Raw genomic sequence first — 21,436 nt, 5'->3', positions numbered from 1 at the left:
CTTTTCTATTTTAGAATAAAGGAAAAGGAATTCTTAAAATAAGAATCCCTTTTCGTTGTATTAGTTACCAAGAAAACTTTTTGTAAAGAAATCTAATTGTAGATCTAATGAAATTGGATCATTAAAATAGAATTCTTTTGCATTTGCTTCAAATACTTGATTGTTTTTCACAGCTGGGATCTGTTTGTATGTTTCAGTCTCTTGGAAAGAGTTATCTGCATCTGGGTTTTTACTAATAATTAAGTAATCTCCAGCAAACTCAGAAAGAACTTCTGCTGATAATGCATAATAACCATCTTTTAACGCCACGTCTTTTACTTTTTCAGGCATTGGTAGTTTCATTTCTTGATAGAGAATTTCAGTCCCACGTCCCCAGTTGTCACCGAATACGTAAAGTTGCTTATCAAAGCTTTCTATAACAGAAACGGTTTTATCTTCACCAATTTTTGCTTTAATGTCTTCTCCAGCTACTTGAGCACGCTTTTTGAAGTCATCGATCCAAGCTTGAGCTTCTTTCTCTTTATTTAAAAGCTTCCCAATTTCTAAATGCTGAGTTAGATAGTCTACTTTTCCATATGTATATGTCACAGTAGGCGCGATTTCATTCAGTTTTTCTACATTTTTAATAGTTGATAAACCAATGATTAAATCAGGATTTAGCTCAATGATCTGTTCTAAACTTTCATCGGTTACTTCTGCAACATCTTTTAACTCTTCTTTAAACTTAGGATTCATTTTAGACCATGAATCAACGCCAACAAGGTTGACATCTAATGCCATGACGTTACCTGCAAACGAAGAGAGAACAACAACACGCTGTGGATCTGCTGGTACTTCAACAGGTCCATTCTCAGACTCGTAGGTAATCGTTTCTGGTTTGCTTTCATCTTTTTGAGATGTACTTTCTTTTTCTGATGATCCATTGCTACAAGCACTAATAAGTAGAACAAGTAGCAGTAAGAATGGAACTAGTACTTTTTTCATTTATTCTTCTCCTTTAAATAAAATGTTCGTTGTATTGTATGTAGTCTTAAAGGTAGGTTGGTTGAAGTGATAATGATTATCAGTTTCAAAAACTACTATAATACTACCTATTTTTATTGTCAACAACTATCTTAGTTAGAAAAGTAATAATCTAACCAAATACTAGGCAATATGAAATGGTTTTTTCGCGCAATGAAGCATTTATGTGAAAAGTAAAAATAAAGAAACGCAGGTGATTTAAAAGGGTCAAACAGCGTCTCTCCTCGACTTAGCCCCAAACATCCCTTGTCTAGCTAGTCATATCAACGAATTAACAGGCAAGGGATGCTCCATATCAACTATTGTTACTTAGCTTTATCAACTTATGTCCTAATCTCTTCCTTTTGTGATGATGATGAAGGAAATCAGCAGAAGGCAAAAATAAAATGTAACTTCTTTAAAAATAAAACGTATGTAATAGATGAAAATTCAACTTTCAACTATGTACAATAAGGGGATAATGAGACCTCAATAAGATGGTTAATCAATGAAAGTAAGGAGGATATTAATGTCGACATCTAAAATCATGAAATGGATTACAGGATCTCTTGAAGCTGTACTAGGTATTCCTTTTTTAGGAGGGGCCATTATTTTGGGCTTTTCATGGACACCTTTACTTATTATGTTAGGATTGCACATTGTCACATTAGTGCTTACAAAGAAAGATGGAGGAGCTTCAGCGGGAAGTATTGTAGGAATTATTACTTCTTGTATTGGCTGGATTCCAATAGTAGGGATGATGATGCATATCATTACGGCTCTTTTATTATTTGTAAATGCGCTACAATCTGATCGTCGTTCTGTAGCAAATCAATCTTAGTATTAATCACGTTTATCAATATAAATAAAATCCCCCTTGATATTAAAACAAGGGGGATGCTGTAGGAGTAGAGTCATCTTCACTTATTCCTACGGCTTTTTTGTTATTCACCTAAATCAACATTGTGATAAACACGTTGAACATCTTCTAAGTCTTCTAACGCATCAATTAGCTTTTCAAATTGTGCTTGTGCCTCTTCTGGAAGCTCTACATCATTTTGAGCAAGCATGGTTAATTCGGCTACTGTGAAATCAGTAACACCGATTCCTTTAAATGCCTCTTGGACAGCATAAAATTGATCAGGTTCTGCATAGACAATGACTGAGTCATCCTCTTCTAACACATCGCGTACATCAATGTCTGCTTCCATTAACAGCTCTAATACGTCGTCTGCAGTTTTTCCTTCCACACCGATAACAGCTGTTGCGTCAAACATATAGGCAACTGAACCACTAACGCCCATATTACCACCGTTCTTACCAAATGCAGCACGTACATTCGAAGCGGTACGGTTTACGTTATTTGTAAGAGCATCCACAATAATCATTGAACCATTCGGCCCAAACCCTTCATAGCGAAGCTCATCATAATTTTCGTCACCGCCGCCTTTTGCTTTATCAATCGCACGATCAATAATATTTCTCGGCACATTATATGTTTTTGCACGTTCAAGTACAAATTTTAATGCTTGGTTTGCTTCTGGATCTGGCTCACCTTGTTTAGCGGCTACATAAATTTCAAGCGCAAATTTTGAATAAACACGACTCGTATTTGCATCTTTTGCTGCTTTCTTTTCTTTAATATTATTCCACTTACGCCCCATAACGTTCCACTCTCTTTCACTTGTGAATCTAATTAATATCTGTCTTTTATTATAACGCAATTGAACGGTTGTTTACGAGTATATAGACAATATAAATAGATTTAGAAAACAGGAGAAGCATGTCAAGGAGGCTGAAACGCAATTAAACTAACTTGAATAAATGTAAAATATTTTATTTTTTACCATTTTTTATTAATTTATAATGAAATGTAGTCATAAAACAAATATAATCCTAATATAGGTAATTGTACTTATTTAATTTCCATTTATAGGAGGTTTTAATTAGTGACATTGTATGGTGCTTTCGTTTTGATTCATGTAATTGCAGCTGTTGTGGGATTAGGAGCGAGCTTTGGAATGCCTGTAGTAGCAAAGTATGGGTCCAAGTCTGTTTCGAATGCAAAGCTATGCTTTGAGATTAATAAAAAAATTGAAAAGTTCGCTAAAATAGGGTCACTTGTATTATTAGCAAGTGCGATTTTAATGGGGATTGTTAATCCTCACTTATGGACACAAGGTTGGTTTATTGCCTCTCTTGTTATCTACTTTTTAATTCAACCCATTGTTGCAGCCATCATTCCAAAAACAGTGGAAAAGCAAGTTCAAATTGTCATGGATAGCAAAGGCAATTCATTATCAGATGACTATCATCAGCTAGATCGAAAAATCGCGAAGTTAAATATGGTTGCACATGCAGCAGCTATTCTTTTAATTGTCTTAATGTCAACAAAACCATTCTAACTAAAAAAGAAAGGGTGTTATCGATGAAAAGTGAAAAACCAATTTATTTTGATGGTAGGGGAATAGAAAAAAGAGAAGAAAAAGAGAACGTTTCTGTGACATCAAAAAATAGTATCGTGACCGAAGAAATGCGAAAGCAAATTAGCGGCAATCCTTACATAGCAAAGAACATTTAGTCAACAAAGCCCCTGATTCACCACTCCTATAGACTCATAGGATGTGAGAATCAGGGTCTTTTATTTTAAAGGAAGATGTAATTATCTTACACCTTTCATGAACACTTGAATCTTTGGTGATAATGCAAAGAGGATGATACTAAGAACAATTGCAGCTCCTCCAATTGTACCAAAGTATAGCATTTCATTTTCTACACTATAGAATTTAACAAGTTGAGCATTGATTGCCTGAGCTGCTGCACTTGATAAGAACCATAGGCTCATTGTTTGTGCTGAAAAAGCTGCAGGAGCTAACTTTGTTGTAGCTGATAGACCGACTGGAGATAAACATAGCTCTCCAAGTACAACAATGAAATAGCTCAGAACAAGCCACAATGGATTAACAAGTGAATCGCTGCCTCCAAAGTATGCAGGTAATAAAATGACTAAGAATGATAAACCAGCAAATAAAAGAGCGAATGAAAACTTCTTAGGAACAGATGGCTGACGGTCGCCAAGCTTTACCCAAAACCATGCGAATACAGGTGCGAGCATGATGATAAATAATGGATTCAATGATTGAAACCAAGCAGGTGAAATGGATAGTCCTGCAAATTCTAACTGTGTACGCTTATCTGCATAGCTAGCTAAGATGGTAGAACCTTGCTCTTGAATTGCCCAGAACATAACAGAAGCGATAAAGAGCGGAATGTATGCAATTAAGCGTGAACGCTCTACATCTGTTGTTTTAGGACTGCGATACATGACTGTAAAATAAAGCGTTGGAATTAAAATACCTAAAATACCAACAAGACCAACAAATACGTTTAATGTTAAAATGCCTGTTGGAATCGTAACCGCTAATAAAATAGCGAGCACGGCTACTCCAGCACCTATTTGTGTAAACACTTTTTTCTTTTCATTAGGTGCTAATGGGTTAGGTACATAAGTGCCTGCAAGTCCAAGGTTTTTCTTTTTCGTAAAAACAAAGACAAGTAACCCTAATAGCATACCAACAGCAGCGATACTAAAGCCTAAATGGAAGCTTACTTTTGTTCCAACTGTTCCGACTACTAATGGAGAAAGGAATCCTCCAAGGTTAATCCCCATATAGAAGATACTAAATCCTGCATCACGACGGTTATCTTGTGGGCTATAAATATCTCCTACTACGCTTGAAACGTTAGGTTTTAGTAGCCCTGTACCAATAACGATCAGAAACATCGAGACGAAAAATAGAGCTATATTGCCTGGTATCGCCAAAGCAATATGACCAAGCATGATTAAAATTCCACCGTAAAAAATCGCTCTTGATGTTCCAAAAATACGATCCGCTAACCAACCACCGATAATTCCAGACATATAGACAAGTGAACCGTAAATGGACATGATAGCAAGAGCAGTGTTTTCATCAAGTCCTAATCCACCTTCTGATACTTCGTAATACATATAGAAAACAAGGATTGCTCTCATTCCATAATAGGAGAAGCGCTCCCAAAACTCTGTGAAGAAAAGTGTAAAGAGTCCTTTAGGATGGCCAAAAAATCCTTTTTGAGGAACACTTGACACAATTTTCTGTTTATTTAAATCTGACATCAGTTACCCTCCTTATTCTTCTAATATAATACTTTTGGTTACTAGAATTGTCAAAAAAATTTTAAATATATTTACATAGAAGTATAATTATAGATTTTCTATATACATCTAACGATTTGGAAGATTTACTAAAATAGTAAAATTAATAGGTAGAAGTGAGGTTATAATCTTGAATTTCCTTCATGCATTTTCATTGAGATGGGTAAAAAAGTGATAGATGTTTATACATTTTGTATAAAAAGCGGTTAAAGCAGTTACATGCTATTTCTGTTATAGTTAGAAGACACATCTATATCCATTCATCTGGAGAGAATTACGTTCTGTAAAGATTGTCAGGTCCACCTTTCTAGACATAAGCGGCTACCGTCTCAGATGTCATTCGCTTATGTGAACCATTTAAGGGGAAATGAAGGAAGTTTAGATAACAGTTTGTTCGGTACTATATATAATATAGATGAAAAAAAGTAGATAGGATGAAATGCATGAGTTCAGAAGTCGTATTACAAGTGAACAGTAAATTTAGCAGCAAGTATAAAGGTGGATATCCACTTATCCATCAAGAAGCGATTACAAATAGCCGAGATTTAAAAGTAGAAGGAACGATCATAAAGCTAGTAGATGAGAAAAAGAATTTTATCGGAAAAGGATACTATGGGAGACAGAACAAAGGGTACGGTTGGATTATTAGTCAAAATGAACATGAATCCTTGAATCAAGCGTTTTTTAAGCGTAAATTGACAGCGGCTATACAGGAAAGACGTTCTTTTTATGAAGATAAAGAGACGACAGCTTTTCGTGTATTCAACGGTGAAGGAGACGGAATTGGTGGTTTTACGATTGATTATTTTGATGGGTACTATTTGATTAATTGGTACAGCAAAGGAATCTATACGTTTCAACCTCTTATTATTGAAGCCTTAAAAGAAGTTGTAGAGTTTAAGGCAATTTATGAAAAGAAACGTTTTGATCGAGATGGTAAATACATTGAAGATGATGAGTTCGTGGTGGGAAAAAGAGGAGAGTTTCCAATCATCGTAAAAGAAAATGGTGTTCGCTTTGCGATTTATTTGAATGAAGGGGCCATGGTGGGTGTCTTTTTAGATCAACGACATGTGCGTAAAACGATTATGGAAAAATACTCAAACGGAAAAAGTGTATTAAATACATTTTCATATACAGGTGCTTTTTCGATCTTTGCTGCTTTAGGTGGCGCAACAAAGACAACGAGTGTTGATTTAGCCAATCGAAGCCTAAATCGAACGATTGAGCAGTTTAGTATTAATGACATTGATTTTGAAGCGCAAGATATTATCGTTGAAGATGTATTTAAGTATTTTAAGTATGCGGTAAAAAAAGAACTAAAATTTGATACCGTTATCCTTGATCCACCAAGCTTTGCAAGATCAAAAAAGCACACATTTAGTGCATCGAAGGATTATAAAAACTTACTAAAAGAAGCCATTGCCATTACAGAAGACAACGGGACAATTGTTGCTTCAACAAATTGCAGTTCATTCGGGATGAAGAAGTTTAAGGGGTTTATTAAAGATGCCTTTAAGGAAATGAATATGGACTATCAACTAATGGAAGAATTCTCATTACCAGAGGATTTCAAGACCATTAAAGAGTTCAAAGAAGGCGACTATTTAAAAGTAGTGTTTATTAAGAAAATTGGCTAATCCGTAGAAAATGGCTAGATTAGAGTTTGTCATTAAAATACGTATAAATAGATTTACTAAAAAAAAAGAGGTGTCGTACTTGCAAGATTTTTTAAGTTTAGGAATTGAAAAAGAGTTAAGTTCAGCGTTACGAGAAAATGGAATTGCTCAGCCAACTGCTGTACAAGAAGCGGCTATACCGTTATTACTTGAAGGAAAAGATGTAATTGCCCAGGCACAAACAGGCACAGGGAAAACATTTGCTTTTGCATTACCGCTTATTCAAGCTATTGAACCAGAAACAAAAGGCGTTCAAGGATTAATCGTAGCACCAACAAGGGAGCTTGCGTTACAAATTACGAATGAAGTTAAAAAGGTGCTTCGTCACAAGCCAGAAGTGAATGTGCTCGCTGTGTATGGTGGACAGGACGTGGAGCGACAAATTAATAAGTTAAGTGGAGGTGTTCATCTTGTGATTGGGACACCTGGAAGAATTCTCGATCATATGAGACGAAGAACACTCGACCTTTCAACCGTCACTCAACTTGTATTAGATGAAGCTGATCAAATGCTTCACATCGGCTTTTTACATGAAGTAGAAGACATCATTAAAGCAACAAGCGTGAACAGGCAAACCATGCTCTTTTCTGCAACCATGCCAGATGAAGTGCAGCGCCTAGCGAAGGTCTATATGAATAAACCTGAGAGAGTGAAAGTAAAAAGTGCTCAAATCACACTAACAGATATTAAGCAGTCTGTCATTGAAACAACAGATCGTGCGAAGCAAGCCACGCTGTTTCATGTGTTAGATGCATATCGCCCGTTTTTAGCGGTTATCTTTTGCCGAACAAAAAGAAGGGTGAGCAAGCTACAAGAGGCATTAAAGCAACATGGCTATAACTCTGATGAACTACATGGTGATTTATCACAAAATAAGCGTGAAAAAGTCATGGAGCGGTTCCGTAAAGCAGATATTCAATTTTTAGTTGCAACCGATGTAGCGGCTCGTGGATTAGATGTAGAAGGTGTCACTCATGTGTTTAACTACGACATTCCAGAGGATGTTGAAAGTTATATTCACCGTATTGGCCGTACAGGACGTGCAGGTGGAGATGGAGTAGCCGTTACGTTTGTCGCTGCAAAAGATCGAAATTACTTACAAATGATTGAAAAAGGAATTAATCAAACCATTAAACGAAAGAAGATTGAGCTAGAACCTGCTTCATCTACTTCTGGACAAGAAGAGCAAGGCGGCAAGGAAAAGAGACATGATAATAAGAAAAAACGCACAGGTGGTGCTCAAACTTCTCATACTGCTGCAAAGAAGCAAGGTCGTTTTGCATCACAATCCAATCGTAAACGCTCGAATACAAAAAAAACGACACAATCTCGTACTAAAAGGCATCCTTAATGGAAGCCTTTTTTTTATGGGTGTGTGAGTGATAATATAAATAGTTTACACTAGGAAATATAACCTATAGTTAGTACCAAGTAATAAAATTTGTTGACAAGTATGAAAATATACTGATAGGATGAGTGTAATTGTAAAAAACAGATTTTTAAGACAAATCATGATGTTGCTATTTGGTTTAAACAACGCATAAGGAGAATCTGAAGTGACGAAGTAGGTGGTTTCTTCATTTTTAGCAACATGAATGAATGTAGTAGTTACTGACAAAATAAGGATAGTTGAAAAATGAAAGGAGCCAAACACGATGAAAGAATTAAAAACATTTGGGTGGTATGCAGCGAGAGTGTCTCCGCATCTTCCTAAAAAGGCTTTTAAACCTGTCCCTACTCGTCTTTTTGGTGGTCTCGCTTATCTTCTTATTGTGATTGCGGGCTTTTTAACAATTGGCTTACTAGACTTAAATCCATGGATTAGCCTTGGTGTATCGGTGATTTTAGGCTCTAGCTTTGCTGCGATGGGATTTTTAGGTCATGAAATTTTACATGGTACGGTTGTAAGAAAAGCGTGGCTTCGTGACTTTTTAGGAGCAGTTTCCTTTTTCCCATTAAGTGTAGGACCAAGACTTTGGAGAAAGTGGCACAACATGAATCACCATATTCATACGCAAGATGAAGACAAAGATCCAGATGCTTGGCCAACAGTTGATAAAATTGCCAGAAGTCGTTTCTTGCGTTGGGTGTATCAAATTCCACATTCATTTCGTGCATTTGCAGGCTTTTGCTTTTTAGCGATTTCATTTTCACTCCATTCACTAAAAATGTTCAAGCTTTATATTAGTGAATTTAAGCCGAATAAGCGTCCAGAGGTTTGGCTTCAACTTGTTCTTCCGTGGGCAACATGGGTGACGTTGTTAGTGATTATGGGTCCAGCCAAATGGTTTTTCGCCTTTTTATTACCATTGTTAATTGCAAACTTTATTGTCATGTCATATATCGCAACCAATCACCGTCTAAATCCGTTAGTACCTGTTAATGATCCATTAGCAAACTGCTTAACGGTTACGGTTCCGAAGTGGGTAGATGTGTTACACTTTAATTTTTCCTATCATACAGAACATCATTTGTTCCCTGGAATGAACCCTAAATATTATCCGTTAGTGAAGCAGCATATTAAGCGTATGTGGCCTGATCGCTATCATGAGATGACGTTCGTAAAAGCGATGATTGCTCTTTGGAAAACACCACGTGTGTATTACCAAGGAAGTGAATTAGTCGATCCCTATCAAAATAAAATGTACGGCTCTTTAGGGAATGGTTTAGACGCAGATCATATTAAGCACCGTGTAGGAGAATTAAAAGAAAAAGTTTCGTTATCGAAAAAGAAAAAAACGATGTAGTGCAACGTCCTTACTTGTACAAATAAACCCTCCTGACGCTTCTGTTGAAATGAAGCGCAGGGGGGTTTTGTTGATTAGTTCGCTTTTGTTAAAAATGGATGGAAGACACCGTAACTGATGAATACAAAAAGAAACGTAATAAAGCCTGGAGAAAATGCTTCAGGAATAAGGAAATAAACAATCACACCAGCGAGTAGGTGAACAAGAGCTGGTATATGAAAGCGATGTTGTTCTTTTGAAAAAGCTGCACGAAACCGCATTTTTTTAATCAACAAAAAGTCAGCAACAATCACGCTTGAAAGAGGGACAATAAACGCTCCTAATAACGCAATATAAGTCTTTGCTTCATTCACAAGTTGTGGAAGCATGCTTAACATAAGAGCAAACGCTCCAAATAGGAGGGAAGCCTTTACCCTGCCTAGCGCCGGAAAGCTATTCAATAAGCTAAGTCCACCTGTGTAGGCATTACTTAAATTAATAGAAATCATAGATAGAAGAGTGCACAGTAAAATAAAGAAAATGACCCATTTAGAATTTGTTAAAGACATCGCGGCTACATAAGGATTTACATGTTGAAAAAGGCCAGCGCTAAACGCACCTAAGATGGCGGTCACAAAAAAGCCCCATACGTTTCCAATGAGAACACCATAAAAACCATGTTTGATTGATTTAGCGTATCGAGTCATATCCGAAGAGGCACTTACACCTGATACGTATTGCATAAATGCTAAACTAGCAAAAAAAATCATAGTAAAAAATGATGAAGAGGTGTCTGTCGTTTGAGAAGTGGAGACGATTGGTTCGGAACGTATAAATAGCACAAGCATCACGGTTTGCCCAATAAAGAGAACAGGAAAAAGCTTCTTTGTCACGCTCTTTACCGCATCAAATCCTATAAGCGATAGAACAATCATTAGACTACTTAGAACCAACGTAATTGCTGGGAAAGGAATGTGAATACGAAACGAGCTTAATACAACCTCTTGTATAACGTAAGCTCCTCCAATTACTTGTACACTAAACCAATATAAGGATGTAAGAGAGCGAATAGGAGAAGAAATCCACTGAGCCCCTTGAACTCCTAATATGGATCGCATTGCATATTGAGCGGGGATACCGTGCTGTGCACCTGGAATAGATAAAAAAGAAACAAGTAAAAAAGCAAGTGCAGCTCCGATTGTTGTTGAGATAATGGCTGCAGTGATGGAAAGGCCACCTTGTAAAACGGCGAAAGCAGGAACAAGAAAGTTACCCGCATTTACCGCGAACGCTGCTTGTAAACTAGCATACTCATACCATTTTGTCTGGCGTAGCTCTTTTGGAACAGCCTCTAGCCCATAACGCTCAATTTTAAATTGTTTCTTTTCAATCGTTGTATTCATTGAAGTTCTCCTTCTTATACATTCATAGTTCAATTATAGCTTGCTGTCATGAAATAAATAGAGAATTTTTCGTCCTTTTTTTGTTCGTTCCGATGTAGGACTTTTGACTTTAATTGTAAAATATTCAAACAATTATGTTGTGCAAGCTTTTCCATATTTTGTATAATAGATTTATTCTTTACTAGATTAAAAAGGGGATGGAGTAAAGTGAGAGCAAAGCGGTGGTTTGCTATAGTAACGATTTTTGCAATGATTGCATCAATTTTTTCGAGCTTTCCAATGCAAACGTTTGCAAATACAACAAAAGTAACGATTCATTATCAAGAAACACCTGACAATAAAAAGGATTGGAACTTATGGGTATGGCCTGAAGGTGGAGATGGAAAAGCCTATGAGTTTACGGGAGAAGATGCGTTTGGCAAGTATGCTGAAATTGAAGTGCCAGGAGATGTAAAGCGCGTTGGATTTATTGTCCGTACAGATACATGGGAAAAAGATGGAGAAGACCGTTGGATTGACATCCAAAACGGTGAAGGGGAAGTATGGATAAAAGGTGGAGACGAAGCGACTTATACAGAGCCGCCTGATGGCGAATATCGTGAATTTCCTTCTTATGAAAAGGTGAAGCTAACGATTCACTATTCTCGTTATGATCAACGTTATGACGGGTGGAACGTGTGGGCGTGGCCAGAAGGAAAGGATGGACAAGCTGTTACATTTACAGGAGAAGATGAGTTTGGAAAAGTAGCAACCGTCGAATTATCAAATCCAGAAGGCATTAAGAAAGTTGGATTTATTGTCCGTCAAAGTGTAGAAGGCAATGACTGGGCAAATAAAGAATTTAACGATCGATACGTGACAAAATTTAATAAAGATGGTTCCGCTGAAATTTGGATTGCACAAGGAATGGAACGTGTCTTTTATGATCCAAGTAACATCGACCGCAACCCAAAAATCGTTCGTGCAGCGATTGATAAAATGAATGAAATTACGTTTGAGACGAATGTTCCATTTTCAGTAAAAGAAGAAAACAATGCAGGAATTACATTAGAGGGAGCTACCATCAAAGAAGTGGTTTCATTTAATGAAAAAGACGAGACAACGAATAAAGTACGCATTGTGACAGAAGATGCATTAGATTTAACGAAATCTTACACGATTTCCAAAGAGCTTTTTGGCAGTGCAACCGTTGAAGTAGGAGAAGCTGTCCGTTCAAAAGAGTTTGACGAGCTGTTTTATTATCAAGGAAGCGACTTAGGAAATACGTATACGAAAGAAAAAACCACATTCCGTTTGTGGGCTCCAACAGCGAGTGAAGCGAAGCTTGTGACCTATAAAAAATGGGATGATTCCACAGGAACAGAAGTGGCAATGAAAAAAGCAGAAAAAGGTACGTGGACGGCTGAACGAAACGGTGATCAAGACGGTCTTATTTACACGTACAAGGTCAAAATTGGAGACAAATGGAACGAAGCCGTCGATCCATATGCGCGTGCTGTCACAGTCAATGGTGACAAAGGAGCAGTTGTTGATTTAAACACAACAAATCCAAGTAAATGGCCGTCTAAAAAGCCTGCTTTACAAAAGCCAGAGGATGCCATTATCTATGAGCTACACGTTCGTGATTTATCCATGCATCCGGAAAGTGGAATTAAAAACAAAGGTAAGTTTTTAGGTGTAACAGAAGAAGGAACAAGAGGTCCAGGTGGAGCCAAAACAGGCTTAGACCATATGAAGGATGTAGGTGCTACACACGTTCAGTTCATCCCTATTTACGATTATCGAACGGTTGATGAGACGAAATTAGATCAACCTCAATATAACTGGGGCTATGATCCGAAGAACTACAATGCACCAGAAGGTTCGTATTCAACGAATCCTTACGAACCGAAAGTACGTATTAACGAAATGAAACAGATGGTGCAGTCTCTTCATAAAAATGATTTACGTGTCATTATGGATGTCGTGTATAACCATATGTACGCAGTAAACGAATCAAACTTTAACCAGCTTGTGCCAGGCTACTACTTCCGCTATAACGCAGATGGAACGCTGGCAAACGGAACAGGTGTTGGAAATGACACTGCTTCAGAGCGTAACATGATGAGAAAATTCATTGTGGATTCTGTGACATATTGGGCAAAGGAATACAATCTAGATGGATTCCGCTTTGACTTAATGGGAATTCATGATGTGCAAACAATGAATGAGGTTCGTGACGCATTAAATAAAATTGATCCAAGTATTATCGTTCTTGGAGAAGGATGGGACCTTAATACCCCACTTCCTGCTGATCAAAAAGCCAATCAAAAAAATGCAGGTCAAATGCCAGGAGTAGCTCACTTTAACGATGCGATTCGTGATGGCTTAAAAGGCAGCGTGTTTTATGATGATGATAGTGGCTTCGTAAATGGAAAGCAAGGGCTAGAAGACATCATGAAGAAAAGTGTAGCAGGTGGCATTGATTACGATGCTTCAACAGCTACGTATAAAGATCCTGAGCAAGTGGTAACGTACGTAGAAGCGCATGACAACCACACACTTTGGGATAAATTGTTCTTAACAAATCCAAAAGCAAGCGAGCAAGAGCGCAAGCAGATGCATAAATTAGCTTCTTCAATGATTTTAACATCACAAGGTATGTCATTCATTCATGCAGGTCAAGAGTTTATGCGGACAAAAGGTGGCGACCATAACAGTTACAAGTCATCGGATGCAGTGAACCAATTAGACTGGACGCGTCGTGGTGCATTTGACCAAGAAGTTGAATACATGAAAGGCTTAATTGAGTTACGTAAGCAATATCCTGCCTTCCGTATGGCAACAGCAGAAGAAATCAAACAAAACTTAGCATTTGTGAAAGCACCGAACAATGCTGTCGCTTATACATTAACAGATCCAGCAAAGAAGAACCCAACAAAGCAGCTTGTGGTGATTCATAATGCAAATCAAAACGAAATAGACATGACGCTTCCTGGCAAGGGAGATTGGTCTTTACTTGTAAATGGAAAAGTGGCAGGTACAAAAGTGATTCAAAAAATAAAGGGTAATCGTGTAAAAGTACCAGCTCTTAGCACATTTGTGCTAGAAGGAAAAGTAGATCCAACTCAGGAGAAGTTCCCTTTTAACGATGTACCTGTTGGCTATGAGTGGGCAAAAACGTACATTCAGGAGCTAGTAGATAAAGGCATGACAACAGGTGTGACACAGACTAAATTTCATCCAAGTAAGTCTGTTACACGAGGTCAATTTGTTACAATGATTGGACGTGCGCTACATTTAGAAGAGCACACATATCAAGCAACATTTAAAGATGTAAAAAAAGGAGAATACTATACGCCTTACATTTTAAAAGCGGCAGAAATAGGTCTTGTAAAAGGAAATCATGGCGCATTTCAACCTCATCAGCCTATTTCACGTGAACAAATGGCGTTAATCATCACAAGGCTTTATGAGCACTTAAACATACAGGCTCCAACGGGTAATTATCAATCGTTCAAGGATTATGAGAACATTTCTCCTTATGCAAGAGAGGCCGTTGGCACATTAAAAGAATTAGGAGTTATTACGGGTAAAGCAAATGGCGAATTTGCCCCAAGGCAGCACCTAACAAGAGCACAATCGGCAAAAGTGTTAATTGAATCGTTACAGCACATTAAGTAAATAACCATATGAAAAGCTGTTCTGTTTAGCATTGATAAGATGCCAAATGGGACAGCTTTTTTTGTGCGTAGTATCAGCTACGTCTCAGGTCTTAGTTGAAAATCAAGCTCAGGCTCGTTATGAGCTTTTTCGTTTACAGATAGAATAAAGTTATAGAGAAACGAAAGGAGGAAATGAACATGAAGAAGTTTGGTTTGTTTATTTTAGGAGCTGTAGCAGCGATTGTTTTACTAACAAATTTAGGTCCGATGATTGCACTAGCGATTAGCTTAGCGATTCTATACTTTGTCTTTAAAGAGTTCGTCAAAGCAGATACGACATTCAAAAAAGTCGTATGGGGTGGAATTGGTTTACTCGTTGTCACAGCTTCCATCTCCAATATTCCAGCGGTTATCGGGGTTATTGCAGCTTATATTCTATATGTTATCTATAAAAAATGGAATGAATCAGAAGATGTTGTGATAGAAACAAAAGACCCGTTTATGAGCTTTGAAAAAGAATGGTCTCAACTAAATCAAAAGCGATAAAAAGGAGCGAATAAAATGAGTAACTTATTTACACGTATGAAAGATTCAATTACGTCAGATTTGCATCAATTACTAGATCAGAAAGAGCAAAAAAATCCATTAAGTGCGCTTAATCATTATTTACGTCAATGTGAACAAGAAACGGAAAAAGTACGCAAACTCGTTGAGCGTCAACATTTGTTAAAAGAAGAGTTTACACGTGAGTATCATCATGCAAAAGAGATGATAGAAAAGCGCAAGTATCAAGCAGGTGTGGCAGAAAAAGCTGATGAAAAAGACCTTCACCATTTCGCGGTACAAGAGCAATTGCAATACGAAGAGCGCGCAAGACATCTGCAAGAAGCACTTACGAACGCTTCTCATCAATTAGATGAGCTTGAGAGAAAATATGAAGAAATGAAGCACAAGTTAAAGGATATGCATATTAAGCGTATGGAATTAATGGGACGTGAAAATATTGCACGTGCGCATCATCGCATGAACCAAGTATTGGATAACAGTGCATATACAATGAAATCATATTCACGCTTTCAAGAAATGGAAACCTACATTGATCGTCTTGAACATCAAGTGAATCGTGATTACCATCGCAGTACAATTGATAGCCGTATCGCTCATTTAGAAAAAGATGTAAAAAACAAAGATGGATCTTCTATTTCATAAATACAAAACATGGTATGCTAAAAAAGACGTGGACTTCTGCGTCTTTTTCAGCATCTAATCCAGCAACCAATGAAGAAGGGAGGCAAGATCAATGAATACGAAAAAGACAGATTATCTAAATTGGATTTTAATCATGGGTATTATGTTGCTTTTATTAGAGCTTTCTTTTTTTAATGGAGGCCTCATCTTTTCGCTTCTTGTTGCAGCTGGTTGTATTTATATCGGTCGTAAACGCCTTCCGAAGCAATCAGGAAAGCTGTTGTTTTGGATTGGAATCATTGGTTTTATTTTTCATATTTTAAATATGATGACGTTTAAGTTTTTTCTCTTAGCCATTCTTATCCACCTTGTTTTGAAGTTTATTCAGGCTAAGCGTGAGCCTGTTCACATAAAGCCCATTCTCAAAGAGCCTCTTTCAATGGAAGGTCCCTTACTTAAAAAGGAGCCTTTATTTCGAAATACGTTGTTTGAACGTCAAAAAACAGATGAACACGTCTATGAGTGGAATGATATTAACATCCAGACCGGTGTTGGTGATACTGTCATTGATTTAAGTTATACGGTTCTTCCAAAAGGAGAGGCAGTCATTGTGACGCGCCACTTTATTGGAAATGTTCAGATTCTCGTGCCTTATGAAGTAGAAGTAGCGATTAGCCATTCAGCGATTGCTGGCCATGTGAAAATCTTTGAACAAGAGCCCTTAAAATTCTTTAATCAAAACATTTCGTTTCAAACGCCTCACTATGAAAAGGCGACACAAAAAGTAAAAATTGTGACATCGATGATGACAGGTGATTTAGAGGTGAAGCGAATATGAGTGCCGTCCAACGTCAACTTCTATGGGGAATTTCTTTATCGTTGTTGCAGTTTTTTACCTTAATGATGATTTTCTTTACGGTCTTTCCATTATCAGACTGGCGTCTCTTATGGGAGCTTGAAGTACTAGATGTTCCATTTAGTGTCTTTGCGCTTAGTGTGAGCTTAACAATAGGTTTGTTAGCGGGGATTATTACCGGAATTGTTTGGCGTAAACAGTTACGAGTCGTATCGGATACGCTCTATGAAGTTGAACAAGGAAAGAGCAGTTTGATTAAAGATGGAGCCATGCTACAAGAGATAGCAGCCATTACCGATCGTATCGATAAAATTCGAAAGCAAATGAACGAACAGACCAAAATATCTCAAAAAATGGCGAATGAAAAAGTGGAGAATCAAGAAAAGCGTATTCAAGAGATTGTATCACAGGAACGAAATCGACTAGCACGGGAGTTACATGATTCTGTGAGTCAGCAGCTTTTTGCCGCTTCCATGTTAATGTCAGCTATTACTGAAACAAGGGAAGAGACAAATGCGGCAGAAACGAAGCAACTAAAGATGGTTGAAGAGATGATTAATCAATCGCAATTAGAGATGAGAGCTTTGTTATTGCATTTGCGTCCTGTTGCATTAAAAGGAAAGTCGTTGCAAGAAGGCATGAAAGAGCTGTTAATTGAATTATCGCAAAAGGTGCCGATGGACATTACGTGGAAAGTCGAGCATATCTCATTAGATAAAGGTGTGGAAGATCATTTATTCCGCATTCTTCAAGAGTCCGTTTCGAATACGCTTCGACATGCTAAAGCTTCCAGTTTAGACGTTCTGCTTATTCAACGAGATGACCTGATTATCTTACGAGTTGTAGATGATGGGAAAGGATTTGATGTAGAAACACAAAAAGCTGGATCGTATGGGTTGCAAAACATGTATGAACGAGCAATTGAAATTGGTGGAGTCATGAAAATTGTTAGTTTAAAAGAGAAAGGAACAAGATTAGAAGTAAAAGTACCAGTGATGAACAAAGAGGGTGAAGGAATTGATTAAAGTACTATTTGTCGATGATCATGAGATGGTTAGGATAGGTGTATCTTCGTATTTATCAGCTCAGTCAGACATTGAGGTAGTAGGGGAAGCGTCAAATGGTCAAGATGCGATTGAATTAGCTTTAACATTAAAGCCAGACATTATCTTAATGGACTTGGTTATGGACGGAATGGATGGTATTGAAGCGACAACGAAAATTGTTGAAAGCTGGCCAGAAGCAAAAGTGATTATTGTGACGAGCTTTCTTGATGATGAAAAAGTATATCCGGCCTTAGAAGCTGGAGCTGTCAGTTACATGCTGAAAACATCCAAAGCGAGTGAAATTGCCAATGCAATTCGATCTACTTACGAAGGACAATTTGTTTTAGAGCCAGAAGTGACGGGAAAAATGATGATGAAAATGCGCCAAAAGCCAGTGTCATTTCTTCATGATCAGCTCACGACACGCGAGATGGAAATTTTATTATTAATTGCACAAGGTAAAACCAATCAAGAAATTGCAGATGAGCTGTTTATCGCATTAAAAACCGTGAAGACCCATGTAAGTAACATTTTAAGTAAGTTAGAAGTTCAAGATCGCACGCAAGCGGTTATTTATGCGTTTAAGCATGAGTTGGTTAAATAAAGAAAATAATCGAATCCTTATACCTATATAACGTTCAACAGATAAGTCTAAACCCCTCGTGCCAAATAACCAATAAATGTCTTCTTTTGTCGAAACAGTAGAAATAAGTAAGTCGCTTCCCTATTATGAACAAGGTACATAAAATGAAAGAGGAGCGATATATAGTGAATGATCAATACAAATCAAGAACAGAAGCTGGTGCTACGATTGAAGCGGAACAAACCCCAAAACGTGTTCCGGTGAAATGGATTGTAGCAGCAGCTCTTATTTTTGTGCTAATCGGTGCGTCTGTTACCTTTGGTGTTTTCTTTAGCAAGTCTGCAAAAGATATCTATTTACTTTCCGAGTATAATGCATATAAACAGCTGTCAACAGAGCTAGAGAAGAAATATGGAAATCAAATGGAATTTCAAGAAAAAACACTTGAAAAGCCATCAAGTACAGACATGAAAATCAGTGGAAATGTTGATATGTCAATGGCGCAAGGAGACCCGAATTTAGAGATGTTGCAACGCATCTTAAAAGAAACGGCCATTACAATTAAAACAGAGCAAGATCCAAAAGCGAAAGCTAGTGCTGGTAGTATCATGTTAAATGCACAAGGAACAAAAGTAGGGTTTGACATGTTTTATTCCGATACTCAAGCAGGCGTGAAAATTCCGTTGATTTATGATGATTATTTTTATTTAAATACCAAGGATTACGGACAATTTATGCGCATGTTTGACCCGTACTACGTAGGACCTGAAACGTTAGAAATTGATTACTTTGAGTGGAAAGACTTGAAGTTAACCGAAGCAGAGCAAAAACATTTAAAAGAACATTACAGCACATTCCTAATGGAGCAGTTGAAAGAAGAGTATTTTACAAAAGAAAAAGGAATTGCATATAAACATGAAGGGGAAGAAATGAAGCTAACAAAAGTAACGTTAGCCATGTCTCCAGAAGAAACAAAGCAAATCCTAACTAATCTAGTGAGTCATATGAGCGAAGATGAGAAGCTAATTGATATTTTAACGAAGCGCGCGGTAAGTATGGCAAAAGCTTCATCGGTGAATACACAAGCTCAAATAGAAAAGGATTATACAAACCCTAAAGTGGCGCAGAAAGAAATTGAAAAAGGCTTAAAAGAGATGAAACAAGATGTGGAGAAAGCGAAATACCCTAAAGGCTTTACCTCTACGCTACTAGTCACAAAAGATAATGTTGTAGTGGATCGTACTCTTCAACTAGCTGTTCAACCAAAAGATCGTATCGAAAGTAAAGAAGTAGTCGAATTTGCAGTTAAAACAAAAAATGTACCGATTGATGATAACAAAACAGACAAATTATTTAAGTTTGAAGTAGGTTCAAAAGGACAATCAGATTCTTTCCTCTCTTTTGAATCAACAAATACAATGACAGAACAAAAAGAAAACCGGATAGAGAAGCGTAAACTAAACCTTTTACTAGAGGAAAAAGGACAAACACCAACAAATATTGGACTGACAGTAGATTCAACATTTAAGAATTCCGGTGAGGTTGAACGCGAATTCTCTTTACAAGCAGATGAGGACATTCCATCTATGAGTGGAACGCTTACGCAAAAGCAAGACATTGACCTCGAAAAAGAACGTGCGGATCATGTCTTTGATGTGGAGTTGAACGTAGAAGATGGTTTCGAATCTGCAACTCTTTTCTTAAATATAGACTCTAAGACGGAACTAAAAGAGAAAGTAACCATTCCATCTATGAACGCAAACAGTGCAATCAATGTGTTAGAGATGACGGAAGAAGATGTGTATGCTGTACAAGAGCATGCAGCGTACCGTATTCAATCTCTTATGCAAGAATTGAGCAATAAATACTATTAATAATGAGAAAAAGCTGTGTCAAAAGACTTTTATTTGATACAGCTTTTTTTCGTTTGTCATCATTTTAGGTAATCACCCATTTGGTTGCGTTTACATATGTTAGACCATGTGACACACTTTCTTTCAAATAAGGGAGGATTATGATGGCTGGTAAAGTGAAAAACTACTATGCAGCGGGTAACACGGCTAGAGGGTTTTATAGCTTATTTGAATCGAATCTACAAGGATTAGATCGTTTATTTATTTTAAAAGGTGGCCCGGGTACAGGGAAATCAACGTTAATGAAACAGATTGGTGAAGAGTGGAATGAGAAAGGTTTTGATATTGAATTCATTCACTGTGCATCAGATAACGGCTCTATTGATGGCGTCATTATCCCTTCATTAAAAGTAGGTATCGTCGATGGAACCTCTCCGCATGTCATTGAACCAAAAGCACCTGGCGCAATCGAGGAATATGTTCATTTGGGAGTTGCTTGGAATACGGATTTATTAACGAGTCAAAAAGAAAAGATTGTGGAAGTAACAACTAAGATTGAACAATCATTTCAAGCGGCGTATAGTCATTTTGAAGAAGCTTTGCGTATTCATGATGAATGGGAGCGTTTTTACATTCAAAACATGGACTTTCAAAAAGCAAATGAGCTTACAGATAGATTGATTTCATCTTTATTTCAAGGAAAAGAGCTACGCAAAAAGGCCGATGTCCGCCACCGCTTCCTAGGTGCAGCCACGCCAAAAGGGGCCGTTGACTTTGTACCAAATTTAACAGAAGGACTAGCGAAACGCTATCTGATTAAAGGTCGTCCTGGCTCTGGAAAGTCTACCATGCTTAAAAAGCTCGCGGCGGCCGCGGAGCAACGAGGCTTTGATGTAGAAGTGTATCATTGTGGCTTTGATCCTAACAGCTTAGATATGGTTATTGTTAGAGAGCTTGGCTTCGCTATCTTTGATAGTACAGCTCCGCATGAATATTTCCCGGAACATAATTCTGATGAAATTGTTGATATGTACGGAACCATTATTACTTTTGGAACAGATGAGAAGTATGAAGCAGAGCTCAAAGATGTCGCATCGAGATATTCCACTAAAATGAAAGAAGCTATCGCTTGTTTAGCACAAGCAAAAGCACATCATGATCAATTAGAAAATTACTATATCGAGGCAATGGACTTTACTAAAGTTGATGAGATTAAAGAGCAAGTAGCAAGAGAAATCACAAAGTGGACGACATAAAAAAG

At 37.5% G+C, this 21,436-nt stretch carries 18 protein-coding genes and 1 pseudogene; 15 read left to right on the top strand and 4 right to left on the bottom strand.

Annotation, left to right across the window (positions count from 1 at the left end; genetic code table 11):
• Positions 1-60 precede the first annotated feature (60 nt).
• A complete protein-coding gene (locus tag JOC83_RS14795; protein WP_205188159.1) occupies positions 61-984 on the bottom strand; it encodes an iron-hydroxamate ABC transporter substrate-binding protein in 924 nt (307 codons plus the stop codon).
• Between the two features lie 547 nt (positions 985-1,531).
• On the opposite strand from JOC83_RS14795, the gene JOC83_RS14790 reads away from it, so the two are divergent.
• On the top strand, positions 1,532-1,843 hold the full coding sequence (locus JOC83_RS14790; RefSeq protein ID WP_205188158.1) for a hypothetical protein: 312 nt from the start codon (positions 1,532-1,534) through the stop codon (positions 1,841-1,843).
• Positions 1,844-1,946: 103 nt separating this feature from the next.
• Here the strand turns inward: JOC83_RS14790 and JOC83_RS14785 are convergent, their stop codons facing one another.
• Complete coding sequence (locus JOC83_RS14785; protein ID WP_205188157.1) at positions 1,947-2,666, bottom strand: YebC/PmpR family DNA-binding transcriptional regulator; 720 nt, start codon at positions 2,664-2,666, stop codon at positions 1,947-1,949.
• Positions 2,667-2,951: 285 nt separating this feature from the next.
• Between JOC83_RS14785 and JOC83_RS14780 the strand changes: the two genes are divergently transcribed.
• Both JOC83_RS14780 and JOC83_RS14775 read left to right on the top strand, forming a co-directional pair.
• A complete protein-coding gene (locus JOC83_RS14780) occupies positions 2,952-3,407 on the top strand; it encodes a DUF2269 family protein (RefSeq protein WP_205188156.1) in 456 nt (151 codons plus the stop codon).
• A gap of 23 nt (positions 3,408-3,430) precedes the next feature.
• Entirely contained in the window at positions 3,431-3,583 is a 153-nt protein-coding gene (locus tag JOC83_RS14775; RefSeq protein WP_205188155.1) for a hypothetical protein, read from the top strand.
• A gap of 81 nt (positions 3,584-3,664) precedes the next feature.
• On the opposite strand, the gene JOC83_RS14770 is transcribed toward JOC83_RS14775, so the two are convergent.
• Complete coding sequence (locus JOC83_RS14770; protein WP_205188154.1) at positions 3,665-5,158, bottom strand: peptide MFS transporter; 1,494 nt, start codon at positions 5,156-5,158, stop codon at positions 3,665-3,667.
• A gap of 482 nt (positions 5,159-5,640) precedes the next feature.
• On the opposite strand from JOC83_RS14770, the gene JOC83_RS14765 reads away from it, so the two are divergent.
• The 3 genes from JOC83_RS14765 to desB all read left to right on the top strand — a co-directional run bounded on the left by JOC83_RS14765 (position 5,641) and on the right by desB (position 9,623).
• Positions 5,641-6,837 (top strand): class I SAM-dependent rRNA methyltransferase, encoded by a 1,197-nt coding sequence (locus JOC83_RS14765; protein WP_205188153.1) that lies wholly within the window; start codon positions 5,641-5,643, stop codon positions 6,835-6,837.
• A 70-nt stretch (positions 6,838-6,907) separates the two neighbouring features.
• Positions 6,908-8,227: a DEAD/DEAH box helicase gene (locus tag JOC83_RS14760; RefSeq protein ID WP_378913354.1), complete on the top strand. Its 1,320-nt coding sequence runs from the start codon at positions 6,908-6,910 to the stop codon at positions 8,225-8,227.
• Positions 8,228-8,531: 304 nt separating this feature from the next.
• Entirely contained in the window at positions 8,532-9,623 is a 1,092-nt protein-coding gene (gene desB, locus JOC83_RS14755) for a Delta(10) desaturase DesB (protein ID WP_205188151.1), read from the top strand.
• 74 nt (positions 9,624-9,697) lie between these two features.
• Here desB and JOC83_RS14750 read toward each other — a convergent pair whose 3' ends face one another.
• On the bottom strand, positions 9,698-11,005 hold the full coding sequence (locus tag JOC83_RS14750) for a purine-cytosine permease family protein (protein WP_205188150.1): 1,308 nt from the start codon (positions 11,003-11,005) through the stop codon (positions 9,698-9,700).
• A 249-nt stretch (positions 11,006-11,254) separates the two neighbouring features.
• On the opposite strand from JOC83_RS14750, the pseudogene pulA reads away from it, so the two are divergent.
• From pulA to JOC83_RS14710, 9 genes and pseudogenes are all read left to right on the top strand, one after another.
• Positions 11,255-14,095: pseudogene (pulA, locus tag JOC83_RS14745) on the top strand (type I pullulanase); the annotation flags it as partial.
• Positions 14,087-14,668 carry an S-layer homology domain-containing protein gene (locus tag JOC83_RS20055; RefSeq protein ID WP_338038931.1) on the top strand — a complete coding sequence of 194 codons (582 nt, stop codon included), beginning with the start codon at positions 14,087-14,089 and terminating at the stop codon, positions 14,666-14,668. The pseudogene pulA and the gene JOC83_RS20055, both read left to right, overlap by 9 nt.
• Positions 14,669-14,847: 179 nt before the next feature.
• Entirely contained in the window at positions 14,848-15,195 is a 348-nt protein-coding gene (locus JOC83_RS14740; protein WP_205188148.1) for a lmo0954 family membrane protein, read from the top strand.
• A 15-nt stretch (positions 15,196-15,210) separates the two neighbouring features.
• Complete coding sequence (locus tag JOC83_RS14735) at positions 15,211-15,858, top strand: PspA/IM30 family protein (protein ID WP_205188147.1); 648 nt, start codon at positions 15,211-15,213, stop codon at positions 15,856-15,858.
• 91 nt (positions 15,859-15,949) lie between these two features.
• Complete coding sequence (gene liaF, locus JOC83_RS14730; RefSeq protein WP_205188146.1) at positions 15,950-16,675, top strand: cell wall-active antibiotics response protein LiaF; 726 nt, start codon at positions 15,950-15,952, stop codon at positions 16,673-16,675.
• Positions 16,672-17,718, top strand: coding sequence for a sensor histidine kinase (locus JOC83_RS14725; protein WP_205188145.1), 1,047 nt, complete (start codon positions 16,672-16,674; stop codon positions 17,716-17,718). The genes liaF and JOC83_RS14725 overlap by 4 nt, the downstream gene beginning before the upstream one ends.
• Positions 17,711-18,343 carry a response regulator gene (locus JOC83_RS14720; RefSeq protein WP_205188144.1) on the top strand — a complete coding sequence of 211 codons (633 nt, stop codon included), beginning with the start codon at positions 17,711-17,713 and terminating at the stop codon, positions 18,341-18,343. Before JOC83_RS14725 ends, JOC83_RS14720 begins: the two co-directional genes overlap by 8 nt.
• A gap of 164 nt (positions 18,344-18,507) precedes the next feature.
• Positions 18,508-20,196: a DUF6583 family protein gene (locus JOC83_RS14715; RefSeq protein ID WP_205188143.1), complete on the top strand. Its 1,689-nt coding sequence runs from the start codon at positions 18,508-18,510 to the stop codon at positions 20,194-20,196.
• 143 nt (positions 20,197-20,339) lie between these two features.
• The gene (locus JOC83_RS14710) at positions 20,340-21,431 is read left to right on the top strand and encodes a PRK06851 family protein (RefSeq protein WP_205188142.1); all 1,092 of its coding nucleotides are present in this window, start codon (positions 20,340-20,342) and stop codon (positions 21,429-21,431) included.
• The last annotated feature ends 5 nt before the right edge of the window (positions 21,432-21,436 follow it).

Source organism: Priestia iocasae (genome assembly GCF_016909075.1).
In the GTDB taxonomy this organism is placed as follows: Bacteria; Bacillota; Bacilli; order Bacillales; family Bacillaceae_H; genus Priestia; species Priestia iocasae.
The sequence above is the reverse complement of the archived record's forward strand: the minus strand, read 5'-3'. Positions and strand labels throughout refer to the sequence as shown.